The organism is Sphingomonas palmae, assembly GCF_900109565.1.
In the GTDB taxonomy this organism is placed as follows: Bacteria; Pseudomonadota; Alphaproteobacteria; order Sphingomonadales; family Sphingomonadaceae; genus Sphingomonas; species Sphingomonas palmae.
Map to the genome: position 1 here is coordinate 934,409 of NZ_FNZZ01000001.1, position 13,202 is coordinate 947,610.

General features: G+C 63.7%; 16 protein-coding genes and 1 pseudogene. 12 read left to right on the plus strand and 5 right to left on the minus strand.

Annotation, left to right across the window (positions count from 1 at the left end):
* Window positions 1-511: 511 nt before the first annotated feature.
* The 3 genes from BMW51_RS04585 (at window position 512) to BMW51_RS16015 (ending at window position 2,297) form a co-directional block, all read left to right on the plus strand.
* A complete protein-coding gene (locus BMW51_RS04585; protein WP_093003669.1) occupies window positions 512-715 on the plus strand; it encodes a hypothetical protein in 204 nt (67 codons plus the stop codon).
* Between the two features lie 964 nt (window positions 716-1,679).
* A complete protein-coding gene (locus BMW51_RS04595; RefSeq protein ID WP_093003673.1) occupies window positions 1,680-2,078 on the plus strand; it encodes a VOC family protein in 399 nt (132 codons plus the stop codon).
* Between the two features lie 54 nt (window positions 2,079-2,132).
* The gene (locus BMW51_RS16015) at window positions 2,133-2,297 is read left to right on the plus strand and encodes a hypothetical protein (protein ID WP_177171512.1); all 165 of its coding nucleotides are present in this window, start codon (window positions 2,133-2,135) and stop codon (window positions 2,295-2,297) included.
* A gap of 60 nt (window positions 2,298-2,357) precedes the next feature.
* On the opposite strand, the gene BMW51_RS04600 is transcribed toward BMW51_RS16015, so the two are convergent.
* Window positions 2,358-2,567 carry a hypothetical protein gene (locus tag BMW51_RS04600; RefSeq protein WP_177171513.1) on the minus strand — a complete coding sequence of 70 codons (210 nt, stop codon included), beginning with the start codon at window positions 2,565-2,567 and terminating at the stop codon, window positions 2,358-2,360.
* A 105-nt stretch (window positions 2,568-2,672) separates the two neighbouring features.
* Here BMW51_RS04600 and BMW51_RS16020 point away from each other — a divergent pair, with 105 nt between their 5' ends.
* From BMW51_RS16020 to BMW51_RS15825, 4 genes are all read left to right on the plus strand, one after another.
* On the plus strand, window positions 2,673-2,963 hold the full coding sequence (locus BMW51_RS16020; RefSeq protein ID WP_093003677.1) for a hypothetical protein: 291 nt from the start codon (window positions 2,673-2,675) through the stop codon (window positions 2,961-2,963).
* Between the two features lie 94 nt (window positions 2,964-3,057).
* Window positions 3,058-5,982 carry an excinuclease ABC subunit UvrA gene (gene uvrA / locus BMW51_RS04610; RefSeq protein ID WP_093003679.1) on the plus strand — a complete coding sequence of 975 codons (2,925 nt, stop codon included), beginning with the start codon at window positions 3,058-3,060 and terminating at the stop codon, window positions 5,980-5,982.
* Window positions 5,979-6,161: a hypothetical protein gene (locus tag BMW51_RS04615; protein ID WP_093003680.1), complete on the plus strand. Its 183-nt coding sequence runs from the start codon at window positions 5,979-5,981 to the stop codon at window positions 6,159-6,161. The genes uvrA and BMW51_RS04615 overlap by 4 nt, the downstream gene beginning before the upstream one ends.
* 325 nt (window positions 6,162-6,486) lie before the next feature.
* Window positions 6,487-6,888 (plus strand): hypothetical protein, encoded by a 402-nt coding sequence (locus tag BMW51_RS15825; protein WP_143051796.1) that lies wholly within the window; start codon window positions 6,487-6,489, stop codon window positions 6,886-6,888.
* Here the strand turns inward: BMW51_RS15825 and BMW51_RS04620 are convergent.
* The gene (locus BMW51_RS04620; protein WP_218139358.1) at window positions 6,881-7,768 is read right to left on the minus strand and encodes a DNA-methyltransferase; all 888 of its coding nucleotides are present in this window, start codon (window positions 7,766-7,768) and stop codon (window positions 6,881-6,883) included. The two genes, BMW51_RS15825 and BMW51_RS04620, sit on opposite strands and share 8 nt — an antisense overlap.
* A 346-nt stretch (window positions 7,769-8,114) precedes the next feature.
* On the opposite strand from BMW51_RS04620, the gene BMW51_RS04625 reads away from it, so the two are divergent.
* Window positions 8,115-8,309: a hypothetical protein gene (locus BMW51_RS04625; RefSeq protein ID WP_093003683.1), complete on the plus strand. Its 195-nt coding sequence runs from the start codon at window positions 8,115-8,117 to the stop codon at window positions 8,307-8,309.
* 935 nt (window positions 8,310-9,244) lie between these two features.
* Here BMW51_RS04625 and BMW51_RS04630 read toward each other — a convergent pair.
* On the minus strand, window positions 9,245-9,631 hold the full coding sequence (locus BMW51_RS04630; protein WP_093003685.1) for a hypothetical protein: 387 nt from the start codon (window positions 9,629-9,631) through the stop codon (window positions 9,245-9,247).
* Window positions 9,628-9,771: a hypothetical protein gene (locus BMW51_RS16025; protein WP_177171514.1), complete on the minus strand. Its 144-nt coding sequence runs from the start codon at window positions 9,769-9,771 to the stop codon at window positions 9,628-9,630. Before BMW51_RS16025 ends, BMW51_RS04630 begins: the two co-directional genes overlap by 4 nt.
* 80 nt (window positions 9,772-9,851) lie before the next feature.
* Here BMW51_RS16025 and BMW51_RS04635 point away from each other — a divergent pair, with 80 nt between their 5' ends.
* Entirely contained in the window at window positions 9,852-10,466 is a 615-nt protein-coding gene (locus BMW51_RS04635) for an SOS response-associated peptidase family protein (RefSeq protein ID WP_093003687.1), read from the plus strand.
* A 7-nt stretch (window positions 10,467-10,473) separates the two neighbouring features.
* On the plus strand, window positions 10,474-10,848 hold the full coding sequence (locus BMW51_RS04640; RefSeq protein ID WP_143051797.1) for a hypothetical protein: 375 nt from the start codon (window positions 10,474-10,476) through the stop codon (window positions 10,846-10,848).
* 16 nt (window positions 10,849-10,864) lie between these two features.
* Here BMW51_RS04640 and BMW51_RS04645 read toward each other — a convergent pair whose 3' ends face one another.
* Window positions 10,865-11,521: a TIGR02117 family protein gene (locus tag BMW51_RS04645; RefSeq protein ID WP_342723306.1), complete on the minus strand. Its 657-nt coding sequence runs from the start codon at window positions 11,519-11,521 to the stop codon at window positions 10,865-10,867.
* A gap of 19 nt (window positions 11,522-11,540) precedes the next feature.
* Here BMW51_RS04645 and phhA point away from each other — a divergent pair, with 19 nt between their 5' ends.
* Both phhA and BMW51_RS16230 read left to right on the plus strand, forming a co-directional pair.
* Window positions 11,541-12,413, plus strand: coding sequence for a phenylalanine 4-monooxygenase (phhA, locus tag BMW51_RS04650; RefSeq protein ID WP_093003691.1), 873 nt, complete (start codon window positions 11,541-11,543; stop codon window positions 12,411-12,413).
* A 315-nt stretch (window positions 12,414-12,728) separates the two neighbouring features.
* A pseudogene (locus BMW51_RS16230) lies at window positions 12,729-13,202 on the plus strand (IS5 family transposase); the annotation flags it as partial.

Here is a 13,202-nt window from a genome sequence, read left to right on the forward strand (position 1 = left end):
TCAGGTTGTCTCGGCAACTTTCCTAAGTCCGTTGCGCTCTGACCGCGTCGGCGCGCACCGTAAGCGTCTCCGGCTGCTACGCAGGCGGAAGGATGTCACATGGTTGTAGAAGCTGACACGGTTACGATCGACGGCGCATGGTTTCGCCGGACGATCGGCTATTTAGTTGAGCAGTCGCCGCGGTGCAGTCGAGCGAATACGCTTGTGGCAGATGCGCTTGTGACGGACGTGGCTGACGCGGCGGCTGCAAGCTTCGTCACGCTGCTGTACGGGGAGTTCCCCTCTACAGCTCCGCCTAGCCAGTCTCCTGTTCGTCCGCACCTTGTAAATGGCTGAGCCAAGCCCGATCTAGGTACAATCGCGCACTCTTCCTGGGCGTTGCGCGGCTGAGAGACCTGGCGCTCCCGCTCGACGTGGAGGCCGCGATGCGTCTTTGCTCTGCATCTGTTTTATCGATTGCCCCGATTGGGCTCTGTGACCTTCGAAGGGGTGCGTTCAATTGAACCGCTCCATGAACGTAACGCTCGATCAGCAAGTCGTTCGCTCGCAGGCCGAGCGCCACAAGGCACCGATCAGCGCGATGGAGGCGATCCTGTCCGGCGGCACACGGGTCGTGTTCATGAACATGCCGGATGCTGACCGCATGCGAGACGTGTTCTCGCAATCGCTCATCAAGGGCGATGTGGTGAGAACCAGATGGGTGCGGAATGGCTGACGGGTTCGGTGCAGCGTTTCCGCACGCGCGCTGGACGCAAACGGACATCACCAGCCTACGCGAGCGAGCAAGCTCAGGTGCTCCGCTCACCGATCTCGCTACGATGTTGGGTCGATCATCTGACGACGTGCGCCACATGATGATGCGCCTGCGAATTACTCTGCGGGATGGTCGATAGGCTCAAACTAGAGCTGCTTGCGTCTCATCACACGTCACCTGCCAACACGAATGCTGAGCGGTACCTAAGAGGAGGAAGCGTCATGGACGTTAATTATATTCTCGGGCGTGAGCAGACGTCGCTCTACAATGCTGCGCACGCTCAATCGGCGCCCGCTCGGATAGCACATGAGCAGCTCGCGACGGCATATGGTCACTTGCTTGCGGCAAGCAGTTTCCCGCACCGCAGCTCCGTTTCATTATCGTTTCGTGCTGCGCCGACCGAGAACGAGGACAGATGGGCGGACGATGGCGGCAGTCGGTGAGGGGCGACAGAGCAGCGGCATACGCGTTCTACGCTGACCAACAACGCAAGCTCGCGGACGCAACGATTGACGACGAGACGGGCCGGCAAGCGCACCTGGACTCAGCGGCCTTTTGGACCGACCTTGTTGAGCAGTTAAGGTCACGCGGCGGGAGCGGTTATGCGGCGGATTGAGGTTGTCGCGCGTGCAATCGCCACCGCCGAACTCGGTGATGCGTCAGCATGGCGGGTCTACTCTCCTGAAGCGAGATTGGCTGTTCGTGCTCTGCGGCTCGCCCGTCGAGCACCGCGAGATCGAGCAGGAGCGCCTTTCGTGTTTGAAGCCTAGAAGCACGAAGGTCTACTTCGCTTTCAGAGGCAGACATTCAACGGATCGAGTCGTCGGGCACGAGGCGAGAGCCTGAGGGTGACCGCGGGTAATATGCCGGTTAGGTGAAATCGCTAATGGCGATCGAAAGTCGATCAGCCTTCAGGAGAGTATGCATGCTGTTTCACACCATGGTCGGATCGAACGACATCGAACGGTCCAAGCGCTTCTATGACACGGTGCTCGGCACCCTGGGTGCAGGGGAAGGGACGAGAAACATCGCCGATAGCGGCCATACACGCCTGATCTATAACAACGGCAGCGGTACCAACTTCATCGTCAGTCAGCCGATCAACGACGAACCGGCAAGCGTCGCCAACGGCAGCACCGTTGCTTTCTCCTGCAATTCGCCCGAGCAGGTGAAGCAGCTTCACGATACCGCTGTTGCCGCTGGCGGAACCTCGATCGAAGCGCCGCCCGGACCACGCGAAACTGCCTCGATGGGCACCATCGAGTTGGCGTATTTTCGTGACCCCGACGGCAACAAACTTTGCGGGATTCACTTCCCTGCCTAGTTCGTCGACAGCAGTCCGCTTCTGACCCTCGCGGACCTCGATCACGATCGCCGCGTGCCCTTCGGTTCCGAACGTGAGCGCGTCGAACACCTCGTCACGCTCTACCAGCGGCTGGTCGATCCGCTCGTCCGCGACGGCGCGCGCCCGAATCGCCGCGTCGCACGCCGTCGCGCACGCGACGAAGCCGCACCGCCCTCGTCCGACCCTGACCCGGCCTGATTGCGCGCGGCGGGCGAAGAACCGCGCAGGGCGGCCGATGCGGCTACGCGCCCGACCGGCTCACCCCTGTCGCGCGGTCGGGCTCGGCCGGTCCTCGCCCATCGGGCGGTCGTGCTCGGTCTTCACGTGGTTGATGTTCAGCCCGATGAAGGTGATGAAGATCAGCGCCAGCACGATCCCCACCACCGTCAGGAACGTTTTCCGGCTCTTCGGCCCGGGATTGCCGCGTGGGGGCAGGTCGCTCATCGTGTCGCTCAACTCCGTTGCCATCCCAACGCCGCGCCCGCGCAGTCGGTCCATTGCGGCACCACTTTCCTTCGCGCGCGCTTCGTGGCACGCTGTCCCTCGCGTCCCTTTCGGAAAGGATGTTCACCCATGTCCGTCTCCGCCGCACCTGCGCCACGCACCGCTCCGCGCCTGGCGATGTGGCTCGTCTTCGCCGCGATCCTCGTCGCCCCGCTTATTGCCATGCGCTTCACCGATCAGGTGAACTGGACCGCGTTCGACTTCGCCGCCGCCGCCGCTTTGCTCGCCCTGCTCGGCCTGTCGGTTGAGGCCGCGACCCGCCTCCTCCACCGCCCGCTCGCGCGCCGCGCCGCGGTCGCCGCGGCGGTCGTGCTCGTCGCGCTCATCTGGGCGGAGGGCGCGGTCGGCATCTTCCACTAAATCCCGTTCCCGCACGAACCTCGCAAGGCCTCCCGCGCGTTCCTACATCCGCCCACACTGGCATCCGCCGCGGAACGAAGGTAGAACGGCCCACATGGCTTTGACGACGATTTCGGTGCGCGGCGCGCGCGAGCATAACCTCAAGGACGTGGGCGTCGACATCCCGCGCGACACGCTGACCGTCATCACCGGGCTGTCGGGCTCGGGCAAATCCAGCCTCGCCTTCGACACCATCTACGCCGAGGGGCAGCGCCGCTACGTCGAGAGCCTGTCCGCCTACGCACGCCAGTTCCTTGAGCTGATGCAGAAGCCCGACGTCGACCATATCGAGGGGCTAAGCCCTGCGATCGCGATCGAGCAGAAGACCACCAGCCGCAATCCCCGCTCGACCGTCGCCACGGTCACCGAGATCTACGACTATATGCGCCTGCTCTGGGCGCGCGTCGGTGTGCCTTATTCCCCCGCCACCGGAGAGCCGATCGCCGCGCAGCAGGTCAGCCAGATGGTCGACCGCGTCATGTCGCTGCCCGAAGGCACGCGCCTCTACCTGCTCGCCCCCGTCGTCCGCGGGCGCAAGGGCGAGTATCGCAAGGAGATGCTGGAGTGGCAGAAAGCGGGCTTCACCCGCGTCCGCATCGACGGTGAGCTCTACGAGATCGACGAGGCCCCCGCGCTCGACAAGAAGTTCAAGCACGACATCGAGGTCGTCGTCGACCGCCTCGTGGTACGCGGCGACATCGCCACCCGCTTGGCCGAGAGCTTCGAGACCGCATTGAAGCTCGCCGACGGCCTCGCCTACGTCGACCCCGCCGATCCGGTCGAACCCCGCACGCCGACCAGCGCGGTGCTCGGCGACCACGCCCCCGACGGCCGAATCGTCTTTTCCGAAAAGTTCGCCTGCCCCGTCTCGGGCTTCACCATCCCCGAGATCGAGCCGCGCCTGTTCTCCTTCAACGCGCCGCAGGGCGCCTGCCCCGCCTGCGACGGCCTGGGCGAGAAGCTGATCTTCGACGAGGACCTCGTCGTCCCCAACCACCAGCTGTCGCTCAAGAAGGGCGCGGTCGTCCCCTGGGCGAAATCCAACCCGCCCTCGCCTTATTACATGCAGGTGCTAGGCAGCCTCGCGCGCGAGTTCGACTTCGCGCTCGACACCCCCTGGGGCGAACTGCCGGCCGAGGTGCAGAAGACCATCCTCCACGGCACAAGCGGGAAGCCCGTCACGCTCACCTTCGTGGACGGCAAGAAGTCCTACGACGTCAAGAAGCCGTTCGAGGGCGTCATCGGCAACCTCAACCGCCGCATGCTCCAGACCGAGAGCGCGTGGATGAAGGAGGAGCTGTCCAAATACCAGTCCGCGCAGGCGTGCGAGACCTGCCACGGCGCCCGCCTCAAGCCGGAGGCGCTCGCGGTCAAGATCGCGCACCAGGACATCAGCCACGCCACCCACCTCTCGGTCGTCGACGCGCTCGCCTTCTTCACCGACCTCCCCAACCATCTCGGCGACCAGCAGCGCGCCATCGCCGAGCGTATCCTGAAGGAGATCGTCGAGCGGCTCGGCTTCCTCAACAACGTCGGCCTCGACTACCTCAACTTGAACCGCACCAGCGGCACGCTCTCGGGCGGCGAGAGCCAGCGCATCCGCCTGGCCAGCCAGATCGGCTCCGGCCTCTCGGGCGTCCTCTACGTCCTCGACGAGCCGTCGATCGGCCTTCACCAGCGCGACAACGACATGCTGCTCGCCACGCTCCGGCGTCTCCGCGACCTCGGCAACACCGTGCTGGTGGTCGAGCATGACGAGGACGCGATCCGCACCGCCGACTACGTCATCGACATGGGACCGGGCGCGGGCGTCCACGGCGGACAGGTCGTCGCCGCCGGCACGCTCGAAGAGGTGCTGGCGACCGAGGGCAGCGTCACCGCCGATTACCTGAACGGCGTGCGCGAGGTTCCGGTGCCGGCCAAGCGCCGCAAGGGCTCGGCCAAGAAGCTCACCGTCCACAACGCCACCGCCAACAATCTGACCGGCGTCACCGCGTCGATCCCCTTGGGCACCTTCACCTGCATCACCGGCGTGTCGGGCTCGGGCAAGTCGAGCTTCACCATCGACACGCTCTTCGCCGCCGCCGCGCGGACGCTGAACGGCGCGCGCATGCTCGCGGGCAAGCACGACAAGATCTCAGGCCTGCAGCATCTCGATAAGGTCATCGACATCGACCAGTCGCCGATCGGCCGCACGCCCCGGTCGAACCCCGCGACCTACACCGGCGCGTTCACGCAGATCCGCGACTGGTTCGCCGGCCTGCCCGAGAGCCTCGCCCGCGGCTACAAGCCCGGCCGCTTCTCCTTCAACGTCAAGGGCGGGCGGTGCGAGGCGTGCCAGGGCGACGGCGTGCTCAAGATCGAGATGCACTTCCTCCCCGACGTCTACGTCACCTGCGACGTCTGCCACGGGCAACGCTACAACCGCGAAACGCTGGAGGTGAAGTTCAAGGGCCACTCGATCGCCGACGTGCTCGACATGACGGTCGAGGACGCGGCCGAGTTCTTCAAGGCCGTGCCCCCGATCCGCGACAAGATGGCGATGCTGGTCGAGGTGGGCTTGGGCTACGTCAAGGTCGGGCAGCAGGCGACCACGCTCTCGGGCGGCGAGGCGCAGCGCGTCAAGCTCGCCAAGGAACTCGCCCGCCGTGCCACCGGCAACACGCTCTACATCCTCGACGAGCCGACCACGGGCTTGCACTTCGAGGACGTGCGCAAGCTCCTCGAGGTGCTCCACGCCCTCGTCGAACAGGGCAACACCGTCGTCGTGATCGAGCACAACCTCGACGTCATCAAGACCGCCGACCACATCATCGACATGGGGCCCGAAGGCGGCGTCAAGGGCGGCCGCGTCGTGGCCGAAGGCACACCCGAGCAGGTCGCCAAGGTGAAGGGGAGCTTCACCGGGCGGTATCTTGCGCCACTCTTGGGGAAGCGGAAGGTGGCGGAGGCGCCCGTTCACGCCGAAGCGGCGGAGTGAGCGACGCCAACGACGATTGGCCGGGCCGCCGCATCGACCACGCTGCCTTCGCGGCCGCGCTGGCGGAGCGGCGTGCGGCGCTTGGCGAACCGGAGATGCAGCGGAACGCCGGCAGCAATCGTACCGCTTCGAAGAAGACGCTGCTCGCCGCGATCAAGCAGACCGGCAAACGCTGGTAGCTGCGAGCCAACTTCCCTACCGTCAACCCAGACTTGATCCGGGTTCTCACTTATTGAAAGCGGCGAAGCTGATCCATCTCGGAGCCATTTCGCTTCGGACGACTTCGCTTGAGTTATCGGACTAGGTATAACAGCTGCAGCGGTCTTGCCTCGATTGCCGCCTCAGCCGGAGCGAAACGCAAGATGGGCTGCTGCCGCGGGGTTGGTGGTCATCCTGACACCCGAAAACCACCGCTTACAGACGTGGGCTAATGCCACGTGAGTTTGGGATTGACCACGTCGGTTGCTATTGTAGGCTCTCCTTTCACCTAGGCTGGAGAGGCTAATGAAGTGGTGTAAAATTCTGTCGGTTACTGACGCACAACAACCGACAAGTGGCCGAATTGTACCTTATTTGCGTTTTATCAAAGGTAACAATCCTCAGAACAATCAAACATGGTTTCGGCAGACTTTTTTCGGCCAACAAAATTGGACTGCTGGCTTTTTTGGCAATCACCCCGTTGAAGAATGTTACGTTGATATAGATGTGACAATTTGCGGATCACACAAGGGTTCGCGCAAATTCCATATCACGCATGACTCAACTCGAATGGCAAACAATAGCACTCCAAACACTTGGCTACACTACGACAATGCAACATTGAATGATTTTAGCACTATTAATACTGCCGGCTTGGAGTTTTGCATTGAGTACGTAAACGGCACTTATAAAATCGACATCAACTGAAAAAGCTACTCATTGCCTCTGTAAGTGAGTTATGCCCCCACTCACCGTTGCGCAAGACATAACGATTGGTGCCAGCGATGTACTCGGACAGACGTTCATCGGTAATATGAATGAGATCGACCGGTTCCATTTTAAAAGCCTGAACGGCTTGATTTATTTCTATTCCTAGCACCTTTCGATTTTCAATTGCACCAGATACTAAAAAGCTTCCAGAACCAGAAGCATTGTCCAACACAACGTCACCTTCGTTTGTGTAAGTTTTAATAAGATACCGGCCCAGCTCGACCGGCTTTTGAGTTGAGTGCCAAACCGTCCCTTCGCTTTCAGCAGTCTTACAGTAGTAGACGTCACTCGGATATCTAGACCCACTACTTTTAACTTCGACAGGCTTAAAGTCACCATAAGATCCTGTGAGCTGATCTTTTCTTACACCTTTGTTATACGCATCACCTGAAGACATGACAGGATTATAGATTGGCTGCGCCGGGTAAAAAACGCATATATCTTCATGCCGACGCAGTGGCTGCTTCTTAGCATTTAAAAAGTTTGTTGCCTTGGATTTTACCCACACGATTTTATACTTAAACTGTGAAACTCTACTCATGATTAGCTGGGCTGTGAACGGCCCTTGCCCCATGAGAACTACAACGCCCCGCGCGGCGAGAATGCGGTCGTAAGCTTCCCACAATTCATCTAGTGGGATCACGCTGTCCCACGAATTCTGCGTCGTACCGTACGGTAAATCGCATAGAACCATGTTGACGCTTCGCTCTGGAATATACTCCATCACGTCTAAACAGTCGCCTTCAATAACCAGCGAACGCGCGAGCGGACGCGCTTGAGGTCGATCCATATGGAACGATGGAAACCACTGCTTCACCGCTGCAATCCTTCGAAAATTCAATGTTTTAAGCATAGCGTGATTTCGATAAAATAAAAGGAAGCTCAGCAATAAAATTGCTGAGCATACTCAGGCACTTACATTGTGCCGCTAAACTGACGGTGCAGCGGAGCGCCTTTGATCGCGGCGACGGCGGCGACGTTGTTAGGAGTAAAAAGAACCAAGGCTCGCCGCGGCGAAGCCGCGTCGTCAGTCGGCGCTGCTGGCCGGGCCGGCGCTGGGGCGCTCGTCGCTAGCTTTGCTAGCGCCTTGCTGCGCCGGCCGCTGTCCTACACTTGGCAAACCTGCCTACTACCCCGGTCCCTCAACCAACGGGACCACGCCCATGCAAACCCCATCCTACATCCCCGTCGCCTACCCGGTCGATCAGGCGCCCGAGCGGCACGAGATCGCGCATCGTGAGTGGCAGGCGCACGTCGATGCCGGCCGCATCGCCGCCGCCCCGCTGCCCGCGCTCGAGATTGCCGCTGCGCTGACGATGGAGGCGCTGTTCCGCCGCGCCGGGCTGTGCCGTCGATGACCGCGCACCCGCCCACCGCGCTCCCCGCCCCCGCCGACACCGCGGCCGGACACGAGCCCACCCGCCACGCCGCCCCGGCCACCATCCCGGCCCCCGACGACTCCCTCGCCCACGACCGCCCGCTCCACCACCGCCCCCTCAATCACCGTGCCGACGGCTGGACGCCCGAGCGGCAGCGCCTCTTCGTGGAGGGGATCGCCGGCGGCGACACCGTTGATCGTGCCTGCGCGCGCGTCGCGCTCTCGCCTGCCTCGGCCTACGCCTTTCGCCGCCGCGCCGCCGGTGCCGCCTTCGCGCTCGCCTGGGACGGCGCGCGGTTGCTCGCGCGCGAGACGCTTGCCGACACGCTCCTCACCCGCGCGCTGGAGGGGCAGGAGGAGGTCATCACCCGCCCCGACGGCTCGGTCGTCACCCGCCACCGCTTCGACAATCGCCTCGCCACCCACATGCTCCACCGGCTCGACCGCTTCTCCGATGCCGCGCAGCGCAGCGCCCACGGCACCGCCGCGCGTGCCGTCGCGGGCGAGTTCGACGCCTATCTCGACCTGATCGATGCCGACGCGTCGCCCGCGCGCGCCGGCCTGTTCGTCGCGCGGCGCCTTGAACTCGACACGCGCGCCAGCCGAGCCGCCGACCTAGAGCCCGTCCTCGCCCTCGCCCGCGCCGACCGCTGGCTCGCCGGCCACTCCGCTACCGCTGCCGAGGTCGACGTCTCCGACCTAGACCCCGCCACCCGCGCTACCTGGACTGCCGAGCAATGGGCGCGCGCCGAGGCCGCCGGCCTCCTCGCGCTCGCACCCGCGCGTGAATGTCAACTTTCTCAACTTCCGCCCGGGATCGCCCCCTACGTCAGCCCCGCCGATCGCCCCGACCCCGTCTGGTGGTGCGACCACGCCGACGCCTGGCGCACCCGCTTCCCCCCGCCCGACGGCTTCCTAGGCGCGCAGTCCGGCGAATGGGGCGACCCCGACTACGAACGCGAACTCGACGAGGAAGAGATCGACCAGATCGAGAAACCCCATCGCATCCACGCCGCCGTCCGCCACGTCACCGAAGCCCGGATGCGCGACCGATGGTTCGCCGAGGCCGCCCGCGCGCGCATCAAGGACGAGCAAGAAAGCGACGACGCCCCCGCCGACGTCCAATCCGCCCCCAGCCCGTCGCACGAGGCCGCCAGCGACGAACAGCCCGACACCCCCGCCTCCGCCGCTGCCGAGGCGGACGACGAACAGCACGATACCATCCCGACCGCCCCCGCCGCCCGAACCGCCACGCCGGTCAGCGTCGAACAGCCCACGCCCGACCGACACCAGGCGGCTCACACCATGCCGCTTGAGGTACCGGGCAACGCCGCGACGAGCGTGACAACCGACACCGGCGGCACGCTCGCCACCCGCACCGCCGCTCCAACCGCCCGTTCGATCTCGCCCAGCCCGCCTCCAGCCAGCCCGGCTCCGACCACAGACCACGCCGGCGGCGCCATGCTCGCTATTCGCTCGCCAGCCCCTCGCCTCCCGGATCAGCACGCTCTAGCATCGCTCCATGTGCAACGAAGCCGCCCGCCGGATCGAACTCGGCCTCCTGCGACAGGATTTCCACGACCTGCGCATCCCCCTTCGCTTTCCCGAAGGGGCGCCCAACATGGCTCCGCTTCCCTCGATCCGGATCACCGACCCGACCGTCATCGTCCGCGCGAGCTTCGATGCCTCGGGCGAGGCCGAGCTCGTCACCCGCCGCTGGAGCTGGCCCGGCGCGCACGGGCGTCCGGTCTACAATTACCGCTCCGACGACCGCAACATCGCGCGCGGGCGCTGCCTCATCCCCGTCGACGGCTTCTACGAATTCACCGCCCCGACCGAACCGGGGCAGAAGCGCAAGACGAAGTGGCTCTTCACCCACGCGCGCGAACCCTGGTTCTGTATTGCCGGCGTGTGGCGCGACGACGCTGCGGTCGGGCAGGCCTTCGCCATGCTCACGACCCGCCCGGGCCCCGATATTGCCCCTTATCACGACCGTCAGGTGGTGGTGCTCGATCCGACGGACTGGAGTGCGTGGCTCGACGGCTCGGCCACGTCCGCCGATCTCTGCCGCCCCGCCCCCGCTGGCACGCTTACGCCCACACGGGTCGACGGAACGCCTGCGCCGCCCGACGGTTGACGTGACGATGGCACAGAACAACCCCGCAACCCGCCGCAGCGCGAACCGCAAACCCGCCGACAAGCCGGTAAAGAAGACCAGCGGCGTCGCCGTCGCCGCCGGCATCGGAGCCGTCGCCGCCGGACTCTTCGGTGCGCTCCGCTTCGGTCTGTTCGACAAATTGCTTGCCAGCCGCCCGTCCGCCGGTGAGCACCCCGCTCCCGATCTCAAGCCTTCCGCTCCCACGCCCGGCACCACCCGTGCACCGGTCGACTTCCGCCCCGACCCCACCGCCGCCGTTCCGCCAAGTGAGCGCGAGTCGCTCCGCCCCGCCACCGGCCCCGCCCCGACCCTCGCCGCCACCCGCGGCGAGATCGCCAATCAGACCGGCGCCGCGAACTGACGCTCCGAGCGCGCGCTCACAACCACCAGCTGACGGTCGCGGGAAACGGCGTCCACCGCCCAACCCGCACCCCCGCCACCCTCAGCGCGCGCCCCGTCCACGTGTTGCACGTCCTCAGCGCATCATACCGCCGCCGCGCCGGATAAAACGCATCGTAGTCCGCGTAACCACGAACCGGCCTCCCCTCGGCAAGGCTCGCCCGCACGAATTCCGCCAGCCGCCGGTATTCTGTGGGCCGCAAAACAACCCGCTGCACCCGCTCCCCTTCAACCGGACGCGCGATATGCTCGACGTGCAACACAGTCTCGTTGCTACCCAGTGCCGCCGCGACTAACGTCTCAGGTCGAACATCCCACCAAGTCGGCGTCTCAAGAAAGAACCGGCGCTCACCCCAGCCAATGGCGACGAATTCGTACCCGGCAAAGCGCGCATCGCCGATAGCATCGGCTTTGAAAACAGGGTGCCAATCCACTCCCGCCGCCTGCTTTGGAAGGACCAGATCGGTGTGGATGCCATTGTCCTCGACCCAGATGGTCACGCCACGCGCCGGCTCTCGCCAACCCGGGTCCGCAACCAACGCTGCGCCTACCAACCCCGCGAGCAGATACAGCGCAACAAGCCCGGCGATCGCCAGAACAGCTATTTGCAAAGGTCGGGGTTGGCGGCGCACCACGCGCTGCTAGAACACTCTCATGACCGAGGAAACGCACGTTCTCACCGCTCCCCCCGCCGACGCTGCCGCCGATTGGACGATCGCGCAGAACTGGTCGAACTACACGCCCGAGGAACATGCAACCTGGGACACGCTGTTCGCCCGCCAGTCGCAGCTGCTGCCCGGTCGTGCCAGCGAAGCATGGTTGCGGGGACTCGACGTATTGCGCCTCGACAAGCCCGGTATCCCCGATTTCGACGCCCTGTCCGAACGATTGATGAAGCTAACCGGCTGGCAGGTCGTCGCTGTTCCCGGCCTGGTTCCCGACGACGTCTTCTTCGACCACATGGCTAACCGCCGCTTCGTTGCGGGAAACTTCATCCGCCGCCCCGATCAGCTCGATTATCTGCAAGAGCCTGACGTCTTCCACGACGTGTTTGGCCATGTACCCATGCTCGCCGATCCAGTTTTCGCGGACTACCTCGAAGCCTACGGCAAGGGTGGTCAACGCGCGCTCGGCATGAACGCGCTCAAGTATCTTGGCCGCCTCTACTGGTACACGGTCGAATTTGGGCTTGTTCAGGAGAATGGCGCCCTACGCATCTACGGCTCGGGCATCGTTTCCTCCGCAGCTGAAAGCCGCTTCGCGCTTGAGGACGCGAGCCCTCACCGCATAGCCTTCGACCTCGCACGTGTTATGCGAACCGAGTATCGGATTGACGATTTTCAGCAAAACTACTTCGTCATACCCAGCTTTGACGAGCTGCTCCGAGTCACGGTAGAAACTGACTTTGCGCCCCTATATGACGAACTAAAACAGCTTTCCGACATTTCGGTCGCGCAGACGCTTTCTGAAGATCACGTTATCACGCGTGGCACGCAAGCGTACGCGCAGCAGCATAATCGTGCATGAGTAGCAGCCGCAACACCGACGGCTACTATGTAGTTGGCGGCTATAACCAACCTTGCTTCAACTTGCCACTAAAGCTTTCTCTTCAAGCTGCATACATCTGTCGATAAGTCGAGCCCGGAAAAACACAGGATGACGTGCGCTCTTGCTTCTCTGCCGCTTAACCATCCAGCCGAGATCAATTAATTGTGGGTCAAAAACATGACGCTGCAGGTCAGCGTCTTCGGCTCTTCGCAACTTAGGGCCCAAACCCAATCAGCCTCTTGAGGCGTGACGGTTTTCCTGATTCACTGTGGTGTGGATCAGGAGGAGTGAGGCATGGCGCTGTTCTGGTTGTCGGATGAAGCGTGGGCGGCGATCGAGCCACATCTGCCGAAGAACCAGCCCGGTGCCCGGCGGGTAGACGACCGGCGGGTGATCTCCGGGATCGTGCATGTGCTGAAGGTCGGCTGCCGCTGGTGCGATTGCCCGGCCGATTAGGCCCGTCCACGACGATCTACAACCGGTTCAACCGCTGGTCGCGCCGTGGCTTCTGGCTCAGGCTGCTCGACGCGCTGGTGGATGCCGGTGTGGTCGCGAAGAGTACCGCGATCGACAGCACTTACATCAAGGCGCAACGCGCGGCCTTCGGTGGAAAAGGGGGCGCCAGATCCAGGCAATCGGCCGCTCGCGCGGTGGCTGGACTACCAAGGTCCACGCGCTCACCGATGTCATCGGCCGTCCCTATGCGCTGATGCTGACGGCCGGCAATGTCAGCGACGTGAAAGCGGCGCCTGCGCTCCTCAAACAAGC